Source organism: Streptomyces sp. SUK 48, from assembly GCF_009650765.1.
Lineage (GTDB): Bacteria > Actinomycetota > Actinomycetes > Streptomycetales > Streptomycetaceae > Streptomyces.
Window position 1 is genome coordinate 5,558,955 of sequence record NZ_CP045740.1, and the last position, 13,109, is coordinate 5,572,063.

The 13,109-nt window shown below is 71.0% G+C and carries 13 protein-coding genes; 5 read left to right on the forward strand and 8 right to left on the reverse strand.

The features are described from left to right. The 3 genes from GHR20_RS24455 to GHR20_RS24465 all read right to left on the reverse strand — a co-directional run bounded on the left by GHR20_RS24455 (window position 1) and on the right by GHR20_RS24465 (window position 3,709). Window positions 1-1,632, reverse strand: a complete 1,632-nt coding sequence (locus tag GHR20_RS24455; protein ID WP_243878121.1) for an ABC transporter substrate-binding protein — start codon at window positions 1,630-1,632, stop codon at window positions 1-3. A 115-nt stretch (window positions 1,633-1,747) separates the two neighbouring features. After that, complete coding sequence (locus tag GHR20_RS24460; protein ID WP_153814383.1) at window positions 1,748-2,887, reverse strand: NAD(P)/FAD-dependent oxidoreductase; 1,140 nt, start codon at window positions 2,885-2,887, stop codon at window positions 1,748-1,750. Window positions 2,888-3,013: 126 nt separating this feature from the next. Then, window positions 3,014-3,709, reverse strand: a complete 696-nt coding sequence (locus GHR20_RS24465; RefSeq protein ID WP_153814384.1) for a TetR family transcriptional regulator — start codon at window positions 3,707-3,709, stop codon at window positions 3,014-3,016. Between the two features lie 63 nt (window positions 3,710-3,772). On the opposite strand from GHR20_RS24465, the gene recO reads away from it, so the two are divergent. Both recO and GHR20_RS24475 read left to right on the forward strand, forming a co-directional pair. Beyond that, window positions 3,773-4,522, forward strand: coding sequence for a DNA repair protein RecO (gene recO, locus GHR20_RS24470; protein WP_161215361.1), 750 nt, complete (start codon window positions 3,773-3,775; stop codon window positions 4,520-4,522). A gap of 48 nt (window positions 4,523-4,570) precedes the next feature. Then, window positions 4,571-5,401 carry an isoprenyl transferase gene (locus GHR20_RS24475; protein ID WP_111582086.1) on the forward strand — a complete coding sequence of 277 codons (831 nt, stop codon included), beginning with the start codon at window positions 4,571-4,573 and terminating at the stop codon, window positions 5,399-5,401. 51 nt (window positions 5,402-5,452) lie between these two features. Here the strand turns inward: GHR20_RS24475 and GHR20_RS24480 are convergent, their stop codons facing one another. From GHR20_RS24480 to GHR20_RS24495, 4 genes are all read right to left on the reverse strand, one after another. After that, window positions 5,453-5,869: a transcriptional repressor gene (locus GHR20_RS24480; protein WP_111582087.1), complete on the reverse strand. Its 417-nt coding sequence runs from the start codon at window positions 5,867-5,869 to the stop codon at window positions 5,453-5,455. Window positions 5,870-5,930: 61 nt separating this feature from the next. Further along, entirely contained in the window at window positions 5,931-6,833 is a 903-nt protein-coding gene (locus GHR20_RS24485) for a metal ABC transporter permease (RefSeq protein ID WP_111582088.1), read from the reverse strand. Beyond that, a complete protein-coding gene (locus GHR20_RS24490) occupies window positions 6,833-7,609 on the reverse strand; it encodes a metal ABC transporter ATP-binding protein (RefSeq protein WP_153814385.1) in 777 nt (258 codons plus the stop codon). The genes GHR20_RS24485 and GHR20_RS24490 overlap by 1 nt, the downstream gene beginning before the upstream one ends. Before the next feature lie 11 nt (window positions 7,610-7,620). Next, a complete protein-coding gene (locus GHR20_RS24495; RefSeq protein ID WP_153814386.1) occupies window positions 7,621-8,580 on the reverse strand; it encodes a metal ABC transporter substrate-binding protein in 960 nt (319 codons plus the stop codon). Window positions 8,581-8,752: 172 nt separating this feature from the next. Here GHR20_RS24495 and GHR20_RS24500 point away from each other — a divergent pair, with 172 nt between their 5' ends. Then, window positions 8,753-10,135 carry a glycine--tRNA ligase gene (locus GHR20_RS24500; protein ID WP_111582091.1) on the forward strand — a complete coding sequence of 461 codons (1,383 nt, stop codon included), beginning with the start codon at window positions 8,753-8,755 and terminating at the stop codon, window positions 10,133-10,135. 111 nt (window positions 10,136-10,246) lie between these two features. On the opposite strand, the gene GHR20_RS24505 is transcribed toward GHR20_RS24500, so the two are convergent. After that, entirely contained in the window at window positions 10,247-11,293 is a 1,047-nt protein-coding gene (locus GHR20_RS24505) for a chitinase (protein ID WP_148023840.1), read from the reverse strand. Window positions 11,294-11,476: 183 nt separating this feature from the next. Here GHR20_RS24505 and GHR20_RS24510 point away from each other — a divergent pair, with 183 nt between their 5' ends. Both GHR20_RS24510 and GHR20_RS24515 read left to right on the forward strand, forming a co-directional pair. Then, the gene (locus GHR20_RS24510) at window positions 11,477-12,493 is read left to right on the forward strand and encodes an aldo/keto reductase (RefSeq protein ID WP_153814387.1); all 1,017 of its coding nucleotides are present in this window, start codon (window positions 11,477-11,479) and stop codon (window positions 12,491-12,493) included. Window positions 12,494-12,518: 25 nt separating this feature from the next. Beyond that, on the forward strand, window positions 12,519-13,106 hold the full coding sequence (locus GHR20_RS24515; RefSeq protein WP_111582094.1) for a TetR family transcriptional regulator: 588 nt from the start codon (window positions 12,519-12,521) through the stop codon (window positions 13,104-13,106). Window positions 13,107-13,109: the final 3 nt, after the last annotated feature.

Genomic DNA, 13,109 nt, shown 5'->3' on the forward strand with positions numbered 1-13,109 from the left:
TCAGACCCACGTGGCCTGGAGCACGTTGATCCCCGGGTACGGCTGCGCCCTTATCCCGGTGAGCAGGCGCGGGTCCCAGGCGGTCATCAGCTCGTTGTGGACGACCGGGTAGAGCACGGCCTGTTCGGCGACGACGTCGATGTAGTCCTGGACCATCGCCCTCTTCCGCGCGGGGTCCGGCTCCCGGGTGGCGCGGTCCATGTCCGTGAAGAGCCGCTTGGCGACGGGGTGGCCGGCCCAGCGGGTGTACCGCATCCAGAGGTTCTGCGGCCCGTAGTTGTAGTGCATGATCAGGTCGGCGTCGAGCCCGAACTGGTTCGGGTCGGACGCCGCGGCGACGACTTGGTAGTCCTGCCGCTGATCCATCTTGGTGAAGACGGCGGTGGTCTCCTGCGGGGCCAGGGTGGTGCGGACGCCGATCGCGTCCCAGGACGCCTTGACGGTCGGCAGGCAGTCCACGATCCAGCTGACGTCGACAGCCAGGAGGTTGATGCCGAGGCCGGAGACGCCGGCGGCCCTCAGCAGCGCCTTCGCCTTCTCCGGGTCGTAGTCGTACACGGTCCTGGCCCGCCGGTACGCGGGGTTGCCCTGGTCGAGGAAGGAGGAGGCGGCCTTCCCGTGCCCCTTGAGCGCGACCCTGACCATCTTCTCCTTGTCGATGGCGTAGTGCAGGGCCTGGCGCACCCGGACGTCGTCGAAGGGTTTGTGCTGGGTGTCGAACATCAGGAACAGGTTGTTCATCCCGGCCCCGCCGGCGACCTTCAGGCCGCCCTGTTCGAGCCTGCCGATGTTGGCGTACGGGATGTTGTCCGCGATCTGCGCGCCCGCGTCGGACCCGGAGATCCTGGCGACGCGGGGGGCTGCGTCCACGATGGTCAGCCAGTTCATCCGCCGGAACGCGGGTCTGCGGGGGCCGTTGTAGCCGTCGTACGCCTCGAACGTCGTATTGGACTTCGGGTGGTGCGCGGTCTGCCGGTACGGCCCCGACCCCACCGCCAGCCCCTTGATCGCGTCGTCCCACGCGCCGGGCCGCCCGAACACGTGCCGGGGCATGATCTTGGCGAGCGTGAGCCGTGAGAGCCCGTCCGGGAAGGGGAACTTGAGCACCAGCTCGACGCTGTCGCCGCCGGTCCTCCGGACCTCCTTCAGCCAGCTCTCGAAGAATCCCTTGGCGAGGGTCGGGGTCTTCGGGTCGAGGATTCTGTCGAACACGAAGACGACGTCGTCGGCGGTGACGGGCCTGCCGTCGTGGAAGGTGGCGCCGGGCCGCAGCCGGAAGTGCCAGGTGGTGGCGCCGCGGTCGCTCGGCACCTCGGTGCCGAGCGCGGGGTACGGCACCCGGGTGATCGGATCGGTGTCCAACAACCCTTCGTAGACATGGTTGTTGGCCGCCATCGAGAACGCCGACGCGGTCTGCGTCGGATCCCAGCTGCCGTCGTTGCCGTACCCGATCACGGCGGTGAGCGTCCGGTCCCTGCCGCTGCCGCCGCTCCCGGTGTCGTTCGTGGACTGCGGCCCCGCGGAGCAGGCACCGAGGCCGGGCAGCGCGGCGGCCAGCCCGAACGCCCCGACCCCCCTGAGCAGAGACCGCCGGCCCGGGGCCGTCACATCGCGGGTCACGTCGTCGCGCACGGGTCCTCCAGCGAGGTCGGGGAGGCGAGAAGAGGTACGACGTCCTACGTCCGGTTCGATCAGCGTGACCATAAAAGCACCCATGTGGGCGGTCAAGGGGGCCTACACGAATGGGTTAGTCGCGCATCGTGAAGAACGTGAGCATCCGGGCCATGCCGTCGTCGGCGAACATGGCGTTCAGGCTGGCGGCGGATTCGCGGGCGGAGGATTCGGCGCGGGGGAAGAGGGCCGACTCGTAGGCGGCCAGGGCGGATTCGGTGTCGCCGGGGTGGGCGGCGATGGCCTCGGCGAGCAGCGCGCCGTCGTACATGGCCAGGTTGGCGCCCTCGCCGGCGAAGGGGGACATCAGGTGGGCGGCGTCGCCCAGCAGGGTCACCCCCGGGACCCGGTCCCAGCGGTGGTCGGCGGGCAGGGCGTGGATATGGCGCGGCGTGAGCGCGCCGTCGGCGTCCGCGACCAGCCCCCGCAGGCCCTCGTCCCAGCCCTCGAAGCCCGCCAGCACCGCCGCCTTCGCGGCCGCCGTGTCGCCGAAGTCGATCGTGCCGAGCCAGCCCTCGTCCGCCCGCACCGCCGTGTAGACGTGCAGGCTCCCGTCGGTCTCCCGGTGGGCCAAAAAGCCGCGGCCGCCGCCCAGGCTGATGAAGAACCCGCCCCCGATCAGCGCCGCACTGCGCGGATGGCGGGCGTCGGCGTCCAGCAGATCCGTCTCCACGAAGGAGATCCCGGTGTACGCGGGCCGCGCGGACGACACCAGCGGCCGGACCCGTGACCACGCGCCGTCCGCGCCGATCAGCAGATCCGTGGTGACGGCGGAACCGTCGGCGAACGTCACCTCGTGCCGGCCCCCGCCCAGGGGCCGCGCCCCGGTCACCTTGGCGCCCCACCGGATCGTGCCCTCGGGCAGCGAGTCCAGCAGCAGATCGCGCAGGGCACCGCGGTCCACCTCCGGGCGGCCGCCCGCGCCGTCGTCCGCCCGGGACACGTGCACCGTGCCGTCGGGGCCGACCAGCCGCATCGCCTGGCCGCCCTCGTGGATCAGCTCCCGGAACGCGTCGTGCAGTGCCGCGGCGTGCAGTGCCCGCTGCCCGTTCTCCTCGTGGATGTCGAGCATCCCGCCCTGCGTACGCGCCGCCGCGGACGCCTCTGCCTCGAAGACCGCCGCCTCGATCCCGTGCACCCGCAGCACCCGGGCGGCCGTCAGACCGCCGAGGCCCGCGCCGACGATCGCGATGGGGACGTGGTTGTCGTACGTCACAGGGGGCCTCCCGAGCGGCCAAGGGGTCTCTACCGAACGCCGTCACTGTAACGAACATGTTCGTGACGAACAAGTTCGTCGCAGCGCACGGCGAGGCCGGGGGAGGGGGGGCGAGGGTGGCTCCGCTCAGTCCGCCGGGTCCGGGACCGGGGTCCGTGTGATGCCGTTGACCAGCACGTCGAAGCTCCAGCGCATCCGGTCCGCGACCGCGCCGCCGAGCAGCATCGGCATGTGCGCCGCGATCGCCGGATGCGTCGTCCCGCTCACCGCGTGCAGGGCCCGGGCGAGGGCGTCCCAGTCGTCCGTGTGCGCGGGATCGTGCGCCTGCGTCGCGTGCTCGGCGGCGGCCGCCGTGGCGTCCTGGAGCAGCTTGTCGACGCCCCACGCGACCTGCTCGCGCGCGGCGCCGCTGCGGGAGAGCAGGTCCAGAATCCGTTCCAGCAGCCGCAGGTAGTTCGCGCCGCTGGGCCGCGCGACCAGGGCCGACCGCGCGAGCTGCGGGTGCGTGAACAGGACGCGGGTGTACGACGCGAGGACGGCCCGCAGCCGCTCCCGCCAGTCCTCCCCGGCGCCCTCGGCCGCCAGGTCCACCTCGCCGAGCAGCGCGTCCAGCACGGCCGCGTGCAGCTCGGCGGTGTTGGCCACGTACACGTACAGCGAGGCCGGGCCGGTGTCCAGCTCCTGCGCCAGCCGGCGCATGGTGACCTTCTCCAGCCCCTCGGCGCGCATGAGCCGTACGGCGGTGTCCACGATGCCCCGCCGGGTCAGCGCGGGCTTCGCGGGCCGCTCCCGGCGGCTGGCCGGCTCTCTTCTCGCTGTCATGCCGCGATCGTAACGAACGCGTTCGTGCCCCTGACCGGTTCCCGGTACGGGACAATGGACCGCATGAGTCTGTTCCGCGACGACGGCATCGTGCTGCGCACCCAGAAACTGGGCGAGGCGGACCGGATCATCACCCTGCTCACCCGGGGGCACGGCCGGGTGCGGGCCGTGGCGCGGGGCGTGCGGCGCACCAAGTCGAAGTTCGGGGCCCGCCTTGAGCCCTTCTCCCACGTGGACGTGCAGTTCTTCGCGCGCGGCAGCGAACTGATCGGCCGGGGGCTGCCGCTGTGCACCCAGAGCGAGACGATCGCGCCCTACGGCGGCGGCATCGTGACCGACTACGCGCGCTACACCGCCGGTACGGCCATGCTGGAGACCGCCGAGCGGTTCACCGACCACGAGGGCGAGCCGGCCGTACAGCAGTACCTGCTGCTGGTCGGCGCCCTGCGGACGCTGGCCCGGGGGGAGCACGCCCCGAACCTCGTGCTGGACGCGTTCCTGCTGCGCTCGCTCGCCGTCAACGGGTACGCGCCCACCTTCGGCGACTGCGCCAGGTGCGGGATGCCCGGCCCCAACCGGTTCTTCTCCGTCGCCTCCGGCGGCTCCGTGTGCGTGGACTGCCGGGTGCCCGGCAGCGTCGTACCGTCCCCGGGGACCCTGGTACTGCTGGGCGCGCTGCTTACGGGAGACTGGGAGACGGCGGACGCCTGCGAGGCGCGGTTCGTCCGGGAGGGCAGTGGGCTGGTCTCCGCCTATCTGCACTGGCATCTGGAACGCGGGCTGCGCTCGCTGCGGTACGTGGAAAAGTCCTAGCCGGGCCAGGAGAGCCGGCCCGGAGAAGTCGTAGAGGAGTCGGAGCACATGGTGGTACGCGGGATCCTGGGGCGCCAGCGGCGCGAGTACACGGCGCCGGAGCCGCACCCCTCCGGGGCCCGTCCGCCGAGGCTCCCCGGTGAGCTGGTCCCGAACCACGTGGCGATCGTCATGGACGGCAACGGGCGCTGGGCCAAGGAGCGGGGGCTGCCGCGGACCGAGGGGCACAAGGTCGGCGCCGAGCAGGTGCTCGACGTGCTCCAGGGCGCGATCGAGATGGGCGTGGGCAACATCTCGCTGTACGCCTTCTCCACCGAGAACTGGAAGCGCTCGCCCGAGGAGGTGCGCTTCCTCATGAACTTCAACCGCGACTTCATCCGCAAGAGCCGGGACCAGCTGGACGCGCTGGGCGTGCGGGTGCGCTGGGCCGGGCGGATGCCCCGGCTGTGGAAGTCGGTCGCCAAGGAGCTCCAGGTCGCGCAGGAGCAGACCAAGGACAACGACAAGCTCACCCTGTACTTCTGCATGAACTACGGCGGCCGGGCCGAACTCGCCGACGCGGCCAAGGCGTTGGCCGAGGATGTGCGGGCCGGGCGGCTGGACCCGTCGAAGGTGTCCGAGAAGACGATCCAGAAGTACCTGTACTACCCGGACATGCCGGACGTCGACATGTTCCTGCGGCCCAGCGGGGAGCAGCGGACGTCCAACTACCTGCTCTGGCAGAGCGCTTACGCCGAGCTGGTCTTCCAGGACGTGCTGTGGCCGGACTTCGACCGGCGCGACCTGTGGCGGGCCTGCCTGGAATTCGCCTCCCGCGACCGGCGGTTCGGCGGCGCGATCCCGAACGAGGAGCTGCTGGCGATGGAGGGCGACGGCTGAGCCGTCCCCCCGAACGGCTGGGCCGCCCCCTGGACGACCGAGCCGCCGCCCTCAGCCGTTCCGCGTGGCGCACTCCGCGCACGTACCGAAGATCTCCACGGTGTGCGCCACGTTCACATACCCGTGCTCCGCGGCGATCGCCTCGGCCCACTTCTCCACCGCCGGGCCCTCCACCTCCACCGCCTTGCCGCAGCCGCGGCAGACCAGGTGGTGGTGGTGTTCGCCGGTGGAGCAGCGGCGGTAGACGGACTCGCCCTCGGAGGTGCGCAGCACGTCGACCTCGCCGGCGTCGGCGAGCGACTGGAGCGTGCGGTAGACGGTGGTGAGCCCGACGGAGTCGCCCTTGTGCTTGAGCATGTCGTGGAGCTCCTGCGCGCTGCGGAACTCGTCGACCTCGTCCAGCGCGGCCGCCACTGCTGCCCGCTGACGGGTCGCGCGGCCCTTCACGGGCGGTCCAGCGGTCGTCACTGCTGCCTCCTCACGTCTCACCCCTGACGCGGGCCATTGTGCCAGCCCGCGGCCCCGGGGGTCAGGCGCCGATCTCCTCCCCCGTGCCGCGCGCGGCCGGAATCACACACTCCGCCGGGTCCCCGCCGGACCCCGCGGCCGTGGCCGCGCGGGCGCGTCGGCGGGCCAGCGGGGCGGCCAGCGCGGTCAGGACGACGAACGCGGCGATGGTGAGCAGGACGATCGTCGCGCCGGGCGGAACGTCCTGGTAGAACGACGCGATCGTGCCGCTGACGGTCACCGTGATGCCGAGCGCCACCGCGATCGCGAACGTCATGGCGAAGCTGCGGGTGAGCTGCTGGGCCGCCGCCACCGGCACCACCATCAGCGCGGAGACCAGCAGCAGCCCGACGACGCGCATGGCGACCGTCACCGTGATCGCCGCCGTGACGGCCGTCAGCAGGTTCAGGGCGCGCACCGGCAGCCCGGTGACCCGCGCGAACTCCTCGTCCTGGCTGACCGCGAACAGCTGGCGGCGCAGGCCGAGGGTGACCAGCACCACGAACGCGGCCAGCAGGCAGATCGCGAGGACGTCGGACGGGGAGACCGTGGACAGGGAGCCGAAGAGGTAGGTCGTCAGGTTGGCGTTGGAGCCCGTCGGCGCCATGTTGATGAACATCACGCCGCCCGCCATGCCGCCGTAGAAGAGCATGGCCAGCGCGATGTCGCCGCGCGTCCTGCCGTACCAGCGGATCAGCTCCATCAGGAGGGCGCCGAGCACGGAGACCGCCGTCGCCATCCAGACCGGGGAGGTGGACAGCAGGAAGCCGAGGCCGACGCCGGTCATGGCGACGTGTCCGATGCCGTCGCCCATCAGGGCCTGGCGGCGCTGGACCAGGTAGATGCCGATGGCGGGGGCGGTGATGCCGACCAGGACGGCGGCGAGCAGGGCCCGCTGCATGAAGGCGTAGTTCAGGAAGTCCATCAGCTCAGCAGTCCCGTGCGGATCGGTTCGGCGCCCGCGGGCGCGTGCGGGTGTACGTGGTCATGGCCCGGCAGCGCATGCTGGCCGACGGCTCTCGGGGGCGGCCCGTCGTGCAGCACGCAGCCGTCGCGCAGGACGACCGCGCGGTCGATCAGCGGTTCCAGGGGCCCCAGTTCATGCAGCACGAGGAGGACCGTCGTACCGGCCTCCACCTGCGTCTTCAGCGTCCGGGCCAGGATCTCCTGGCTGGCCAGGTCGACGCCGGCCATCGGCTCGTCCATGATCAGCAGTTCGGGGCGGGCGACGAGCGCGCGGGCGATCAGCACGCGCTGGTGCTGGCCCCCGGACAGGGCGTTCACCGAGTCCCTGGCCCGGTCCGCCATGCCGACGTGCTCCAGGGCCTCGCGCACGGCGTCCCGGTCGGCCCTGCGGAAGGGGCCGAAGCGGGTGCGGGCGAGCCGGCCGGAGGAGACGATCTCGGTGACGGTCGCCGGGACACCGCCCGCGGCCGTGGTGCGCTGCGGTACGTAGCCCACCCGGGACCAGTCGCGGAAGGCGCGCCGGGGGGTGCCGAACAGCTCGATGGCGCCGTCGGCGAGGGGGACCTGGCCGATGATCGTACGGATCGCCGTGGACTTGCCGGAGCCGTTGGCCCCGAGCAGGGCGACGACCTCGCCGCTCCCGACGGTCAGATCGATGCCGCGCAGCACCGGGCGGCCGCCGAGGTCGGCCCGTACACCGCGCAGGGATATGACGGGTTCGCCGTGCGTCTCCATGCTGACTCCTGTCACTTGGTGCCCAGCGCCTTCTGGAGCGCCTTGAGATTGGCGTTCTGGACGGAGAAGTAGTCCTTGCCGCGGGACTTGCCCGTGATCCCCTCGATCGGGTCGAGGACATCGGTCTTCAGGTCCGCGTCGTGCGCGATGGTCTTCGCGGTCTTGTCGCTGACGAGCGTCTCGTAGAAGACGGTCGAGACGTGGTCGGCCTTCGCCAGCCGCTCCAGGTCCCGCACGCGTGCGGCGCTCGGCTCCGAGTCGGGGTCGAGGCCGTTGATCGCCTCCTCGGTGAGGCCGTAGCGCTCGGCGAGGTAGCCGAAGGCGGCGTGGGTGGTGATGAAGACCTTGGACTCGGTGTGCGCGAGGCCGGTGCGGAAGCGCCGGTCCAGGTCACCGAGCTGCCCGACCAGGGCCGCGGTGTTCTTCCGGTAGTCGGCCGCGTGCCGGGGGTCGGCCTTCTCCAGGGCCTTGCCGACGCCCTGGGCGACCTGGGCGTAGCGCACCGGATCGAGCCAGATGTGCGGGTCCCGGCCCGCGGACTCCTCGCCCTTGCCGGTGTCGTGCGCGGCCGCGTGCCCGCCGACCTCGTTGCCGTGCGCCTCCATGGAGACCAGGGAGGCGGCGTCGACCTTCGTCCTCACCGAGGACTGCGCGACCGCGGCGTCCACGGAGGGCTGGAGGTTCTTGAGATAGAGGACGGCGTCGGCGTCGTCGATCGCCGCGATCTGCTTGGGGCTGATCTCCAGGTCGTGCGGCTCCTGGCCGGGGGTGGTGAGACTGGTGACGTGGACGTGGTCGCCGCCGATCCGCTCGGCGAGGAAGGACATCGGATAGAAGGACGCGATGACGTCGAGCCTGCCGTCACCGGTCGCCGCCGTGCCGCTCCCGGAGCAGCCGGAGAGGGTGCCGAGGCCGAGGGCGGTGACGGCGGTCAGGGCGGCGGCGGGTATGAGGCGTCCACGTATGTTCATGACAGTCATTTTCAACAAAAATGGAAACCGTTGTCAACAAGCCGCCCGAGATGCCCCCGAGGTGCCCGTATACCGGGGCCGATTTGGTTGTGGGGGAGCCTGCGCCGGTAACCTGAAGCATTCGCTGGAAGCATCTCGCTTCAACGCCCGTCGTCGTAATGAAGAGAGCACCGTGGCCGCCGACAAGATCGACACCATCGTCAGCCTGAGCAAGCGCCGTGGCTTCGTTTTCCCGTGCAGTGAGATCTACGGCGGTCAGCGTGCCGCCTGGGACTACGGACCGCTGGGTGTCGAGCTCAAGGAGAACATCAAGCGCCAGTGGTGGCGCTACATGGTGACGTCCCGCGAGGACGTGGTCGGTATCGACTCGTCCGTCATCCTGGCCCCCGAGGTCTGGGTCGCGTCCGGCCACGTCGCCACCTTCACGGACCCGCTGACCGAGTGCACCGCGTGCCACAAGCGGTTCCGTGCCGACCACCTCGAAGAGTCCTACGAGGAGAAGAAGGGCCACGCCCCGGCGAACGGCCTGGCCGACATCAACTGCCCGAACTGCGGCAACAAGGGCCAGTTCACCGAGCCCAAGCAGTTCTCCGGCCTGCTGTCCACGCACCTCGGCCCGACCCAGGACTCCGGCTCGGTCGCCTACCTGCGCCCCGAGACGGCCCAGGGCATCTTCACCAACTTCGCCCAGGTGCAGACCACTTCGCGCCGCAAGCCGCCGTTCGGCATCGCCCAGATGGGCAAGTCGTTCCGCAACGAGATCACGCCGGGCAACTTCATCTTCCGCACCCGCGAGTTCGAGCAGATGGAGATGGAGTTCTTCGTCAAGCCGGGCGAGGACGAGCAGTGGCAGGAATACTGGATGGAGCAGCGCTGGAACTGGTACACGGGCCTCGGCCTGCGCACCGAGAACATGCGCTGGTACGACCACCCGAAGGAGAAGCTCTCCCACTACTCGAAGCGGACCGCGGACATCGAGTACCGCTTCCAGTTCGGTGGCAGTGAGTGGGGCGAGCTGGAGGGTGTCGCCAACCGCACGGACTACGACCTCGGCGCGCACGCCAAGGCGTCCGGCCAGGACCTCTCCTACTTCGACCAGGAGGCCGGGGAGCGCTGGACGCCGTACGTCATCGAGCCGGCGGCGGGTGTCGGCCGCACCATGCTGGCCTTCCTGCTCGACGCGTACGTCGAGGACGAGGCGCCCAACGCCAAGGGCAAGATGGAGAAGCGCACGGTGCTGCGCCTCGACCACCGTCTCGCCCCGGTGAAGGTGGCCGTGCTGCCGCTGTCCCGCAACCCGGAGCTGTCGCCGAAGGCCAAGGGCCTCGCGCAGGCGCTGCGGCAGAACTGGAACATCGACTTCGACGACGCGGGCGCCATCGGCCGCCGCTACCGCCGTCAGGACGAGATCGGTACGCCGTTCTGCGTGACCGTCGACTTCGACACCCTCGAGGACAACGCGGTCACCGTGCGCGAGCGCGACACGATGAAGCAGGAGCGGGTCTCCCTCGACCAGATCGAGGGCTACCTGGCGCAGCGCCTGCTGGGCTGCTGACCCGGGCCGCCGTCGCCGTCCCGGGGGCCCCGCCCCCGGATTCCCGGCCCGCGCCCGCCCACCGTCCGATCCCGTCGGCCGGTGGGCGGGCGCTTTCGTGTCTGTGGTGCCTCAACGCCCTTGCAGCGCCTTGACGTTGTCGCCGAAGGTCCAGTTCTTCGAGCCGTCCCAGTTGAGCGACCAGTCCATCAGGCCCTTGAGCGAGGTGCCGTAGTGCCGCCACGCCTGGGAGACCAGGGACGGGGACATGTAGCCGCCGCCCGCGCCGGGCTGGGCGGGCAGCCCCGGGACCTGCTTGTCGTAGGGCACCTTCACGGTCGTGCCCTGTACCACCAGGCCCTTGTTCAGGCAGTCGGTCTGGGCGGTGAAGCCCGCCACCGTGCCGGCCTCGTAGGAGTCGCCGGAGCAGCCGTACATGCTGCCGTTGTAGTACTGCATGTTCAGCCACCACAGCCGGCCGTTGTCCGCGTACTTCTTGATGATCGGCAGGTACGCGCCCCAGATCGAGCCGTAGGTGACGCTGCCGCCGGTGACGTACGCCGTCTCCGGGGCCATCGTCAGCCCGAAGCCGGCCGGCATCTGCGCGAGGACGCCGTCGATGATCCGGACCAGGTTGGCCTGGGACGTGGACAGTTGACCGATGTTCCCGCTGCCCGTCAGACCGGTCTCGATGTCGATGTCGATGCCGTCGAAGTTGTACTTCTTCAGGATCGGTACGACGGTCGAGACGAACTTGTCCGCGACCGCGGTGGAGTTGAGGTCGATGCCGGCCGCCGCGCCCCCGATGGAGAGCAGGACCGTCTCGCCGGACGCCTTCGCCGCGCACATCTCCGCGGGCGTGGGCACCTTCACCCCGGTGTCCATGCCGTCCTCCCACAGCGCCGTGCCGTCGGAGCGGATCACCGGGAAGGCCGCGTCCAGGACGTTGTAACCGTGCGCGGGGATACGGGAGTCGGTGACCGGGGTCCAGCCGAAGGGCGGGTGCACCCCGTTGGCGGCGCCGTCCCAGTTCTCCCAGTAGCCCTGGAGCACCTTGCCCGCCGGGCGGGACTTCACCGCGCAGGTGTCGGCGGCCGAGGCGGGGTGCGCGGCGGGGAGCTGGGTGAGACAGGCGGTCGCGAGGGCGGCGGCGAGCAGGGACAGCGGGCGGCGGAGCATCAGGGCCTCCTGGTGGGGTGCAGTGAGGTACCGGATGGACGTGTCCTGTTCATGACCATGCTGTGGTCCAGACCTTTCGTCAAGAGGTCTGGACCAAGTCGGCCCGCGCCGGACGGCGGGAGTGGTGACAGGTATGGAATGACAGATATTGAAATCTGTCAGCTGTCATGTCATGCTGAATCCATGACGACGACACCGCACACCCGAAACCTCGGCACCACCGGCCCGCGGGTCTCCGCCCTCGGCCTCGGCTGCATGGGCATGTCCGCGCTGTACGGCGACGCCGACCGCGCCGAGTCCCTCGCGACCGTCCACGCCGCCCTGGAGGCGGGCGTGACCCTGCTGGACACCGGCGACTTCTACGCCATGGGGCACAACGAGACGCTGGTCGGCGAGGCCCTGCGCACCGCGCCCGCCGCACTGCGCGAACAGGCCCTGGTCAGCGTGAAGTTCGGCGCCCTGCGCGACCCGGAGGGCAACTGGTCCGGCTACGACGGCCGGCCCGCCGCCGTGAAGAACTTCGCCGCCTACTCCCTCCAGCGCCTCGGCGTCGACCACATCGACGTCTACCGGATCGCCCGCCTCGACCCGGACGTCCCGATCGAGGAGACCGTCGGCGCCATCGCCGAACTGATCGAGAAGGGATACGTCCGCCATGTCGGCCTCAGCGAGGTCGGCGCCGAGACGATCCGCCGGGCCGCCGCCACCGCGCCGGTCTCCGACCTCCAGATCGAGTACTCGCTCATCTCCCGGGGCATCGAGCGGGACATCCTGCCGACCACCCGTGAGCTGGGCATCGGCATCACCGCCTACGGCGTGCTCTCCCGGGGCCTGATCTCCGGCCACTTCACCCGGGACCGGCAGCTCGCGGCCGGCGACTTCCGCGCCCACTCGCCGCGTTTCCAGGGCGAGAACCTCCGGCACAACCTGAACCTGGTGGACGCGCTGCGCGAGATCGCCGACCGCAAGGGCGCCACCGTGGCGCAGACCGCCATCGCCTGGGTGCTCTCCCGCGGCGAGGACATCGTGCCGCTGGTCGGCGCCCGCACCCGGGAGCGGCTGACCGAGTCGCTCGGCGCCCTCGACGTGACGCTGGACGCGGCCGACCTGGCGGCGATCGAGGAGGCCGTACCCGCGGACGCGGCGGCCGGCGACCGCTACCCGAGCGCGCAGATGGCACACCTCGACAGCGAGCGCTGATCCGGGCGCCGGGTACGGTCTAGGCATGGCATCGACCAGCGAGACCCTGACCGCCGAGCGCATTCTGGCGGCGACCGAGGACGTGCTGCGCCGGCACGGCCCGGCCAAGGCCACCGTCGTGGACGTGGCCCGCGCGCTCGGCGTCAGCCACGGCAGTGTCTACCGGCACTTCCGTACCAAGGCCGCGCTGCGCGAGGCGGTCACCAAGCGCTGGCTGGACCGGACCTCCGAGAAGCTCGCCGTGATCGCCGCCGCGAGCGAGCGGGACCCCGAGGCCCGGCTGCGGGACTGGCTCGCCGCGCTGTTCGAGGCCAAGCGGCACAAGGCGGGCGACGACCCGGAGCTGTTCGCCACGTACACCGTGCTGACGGACGAGAACGGCGCGGTCGTCGGCGAGCACATAGCCGAGCTGACCGCGCAGCTGACCGTGATCCTCACGCAAGGGGCCGGGTCGGGCACCTTCTCGGTGCCCGACCCGGCCGCCGCGGCCCGAGCCGTCTTCCAGGCCACCGGCCGCTTCCACGATCCCTGCTATGCGCGGGAGTGGACGCTGCCCGGTGTCGGCGAGGAGTTCACGGCCGTCGTGGACCTGTTGGTGCGGGGTCTGCGCTGACGC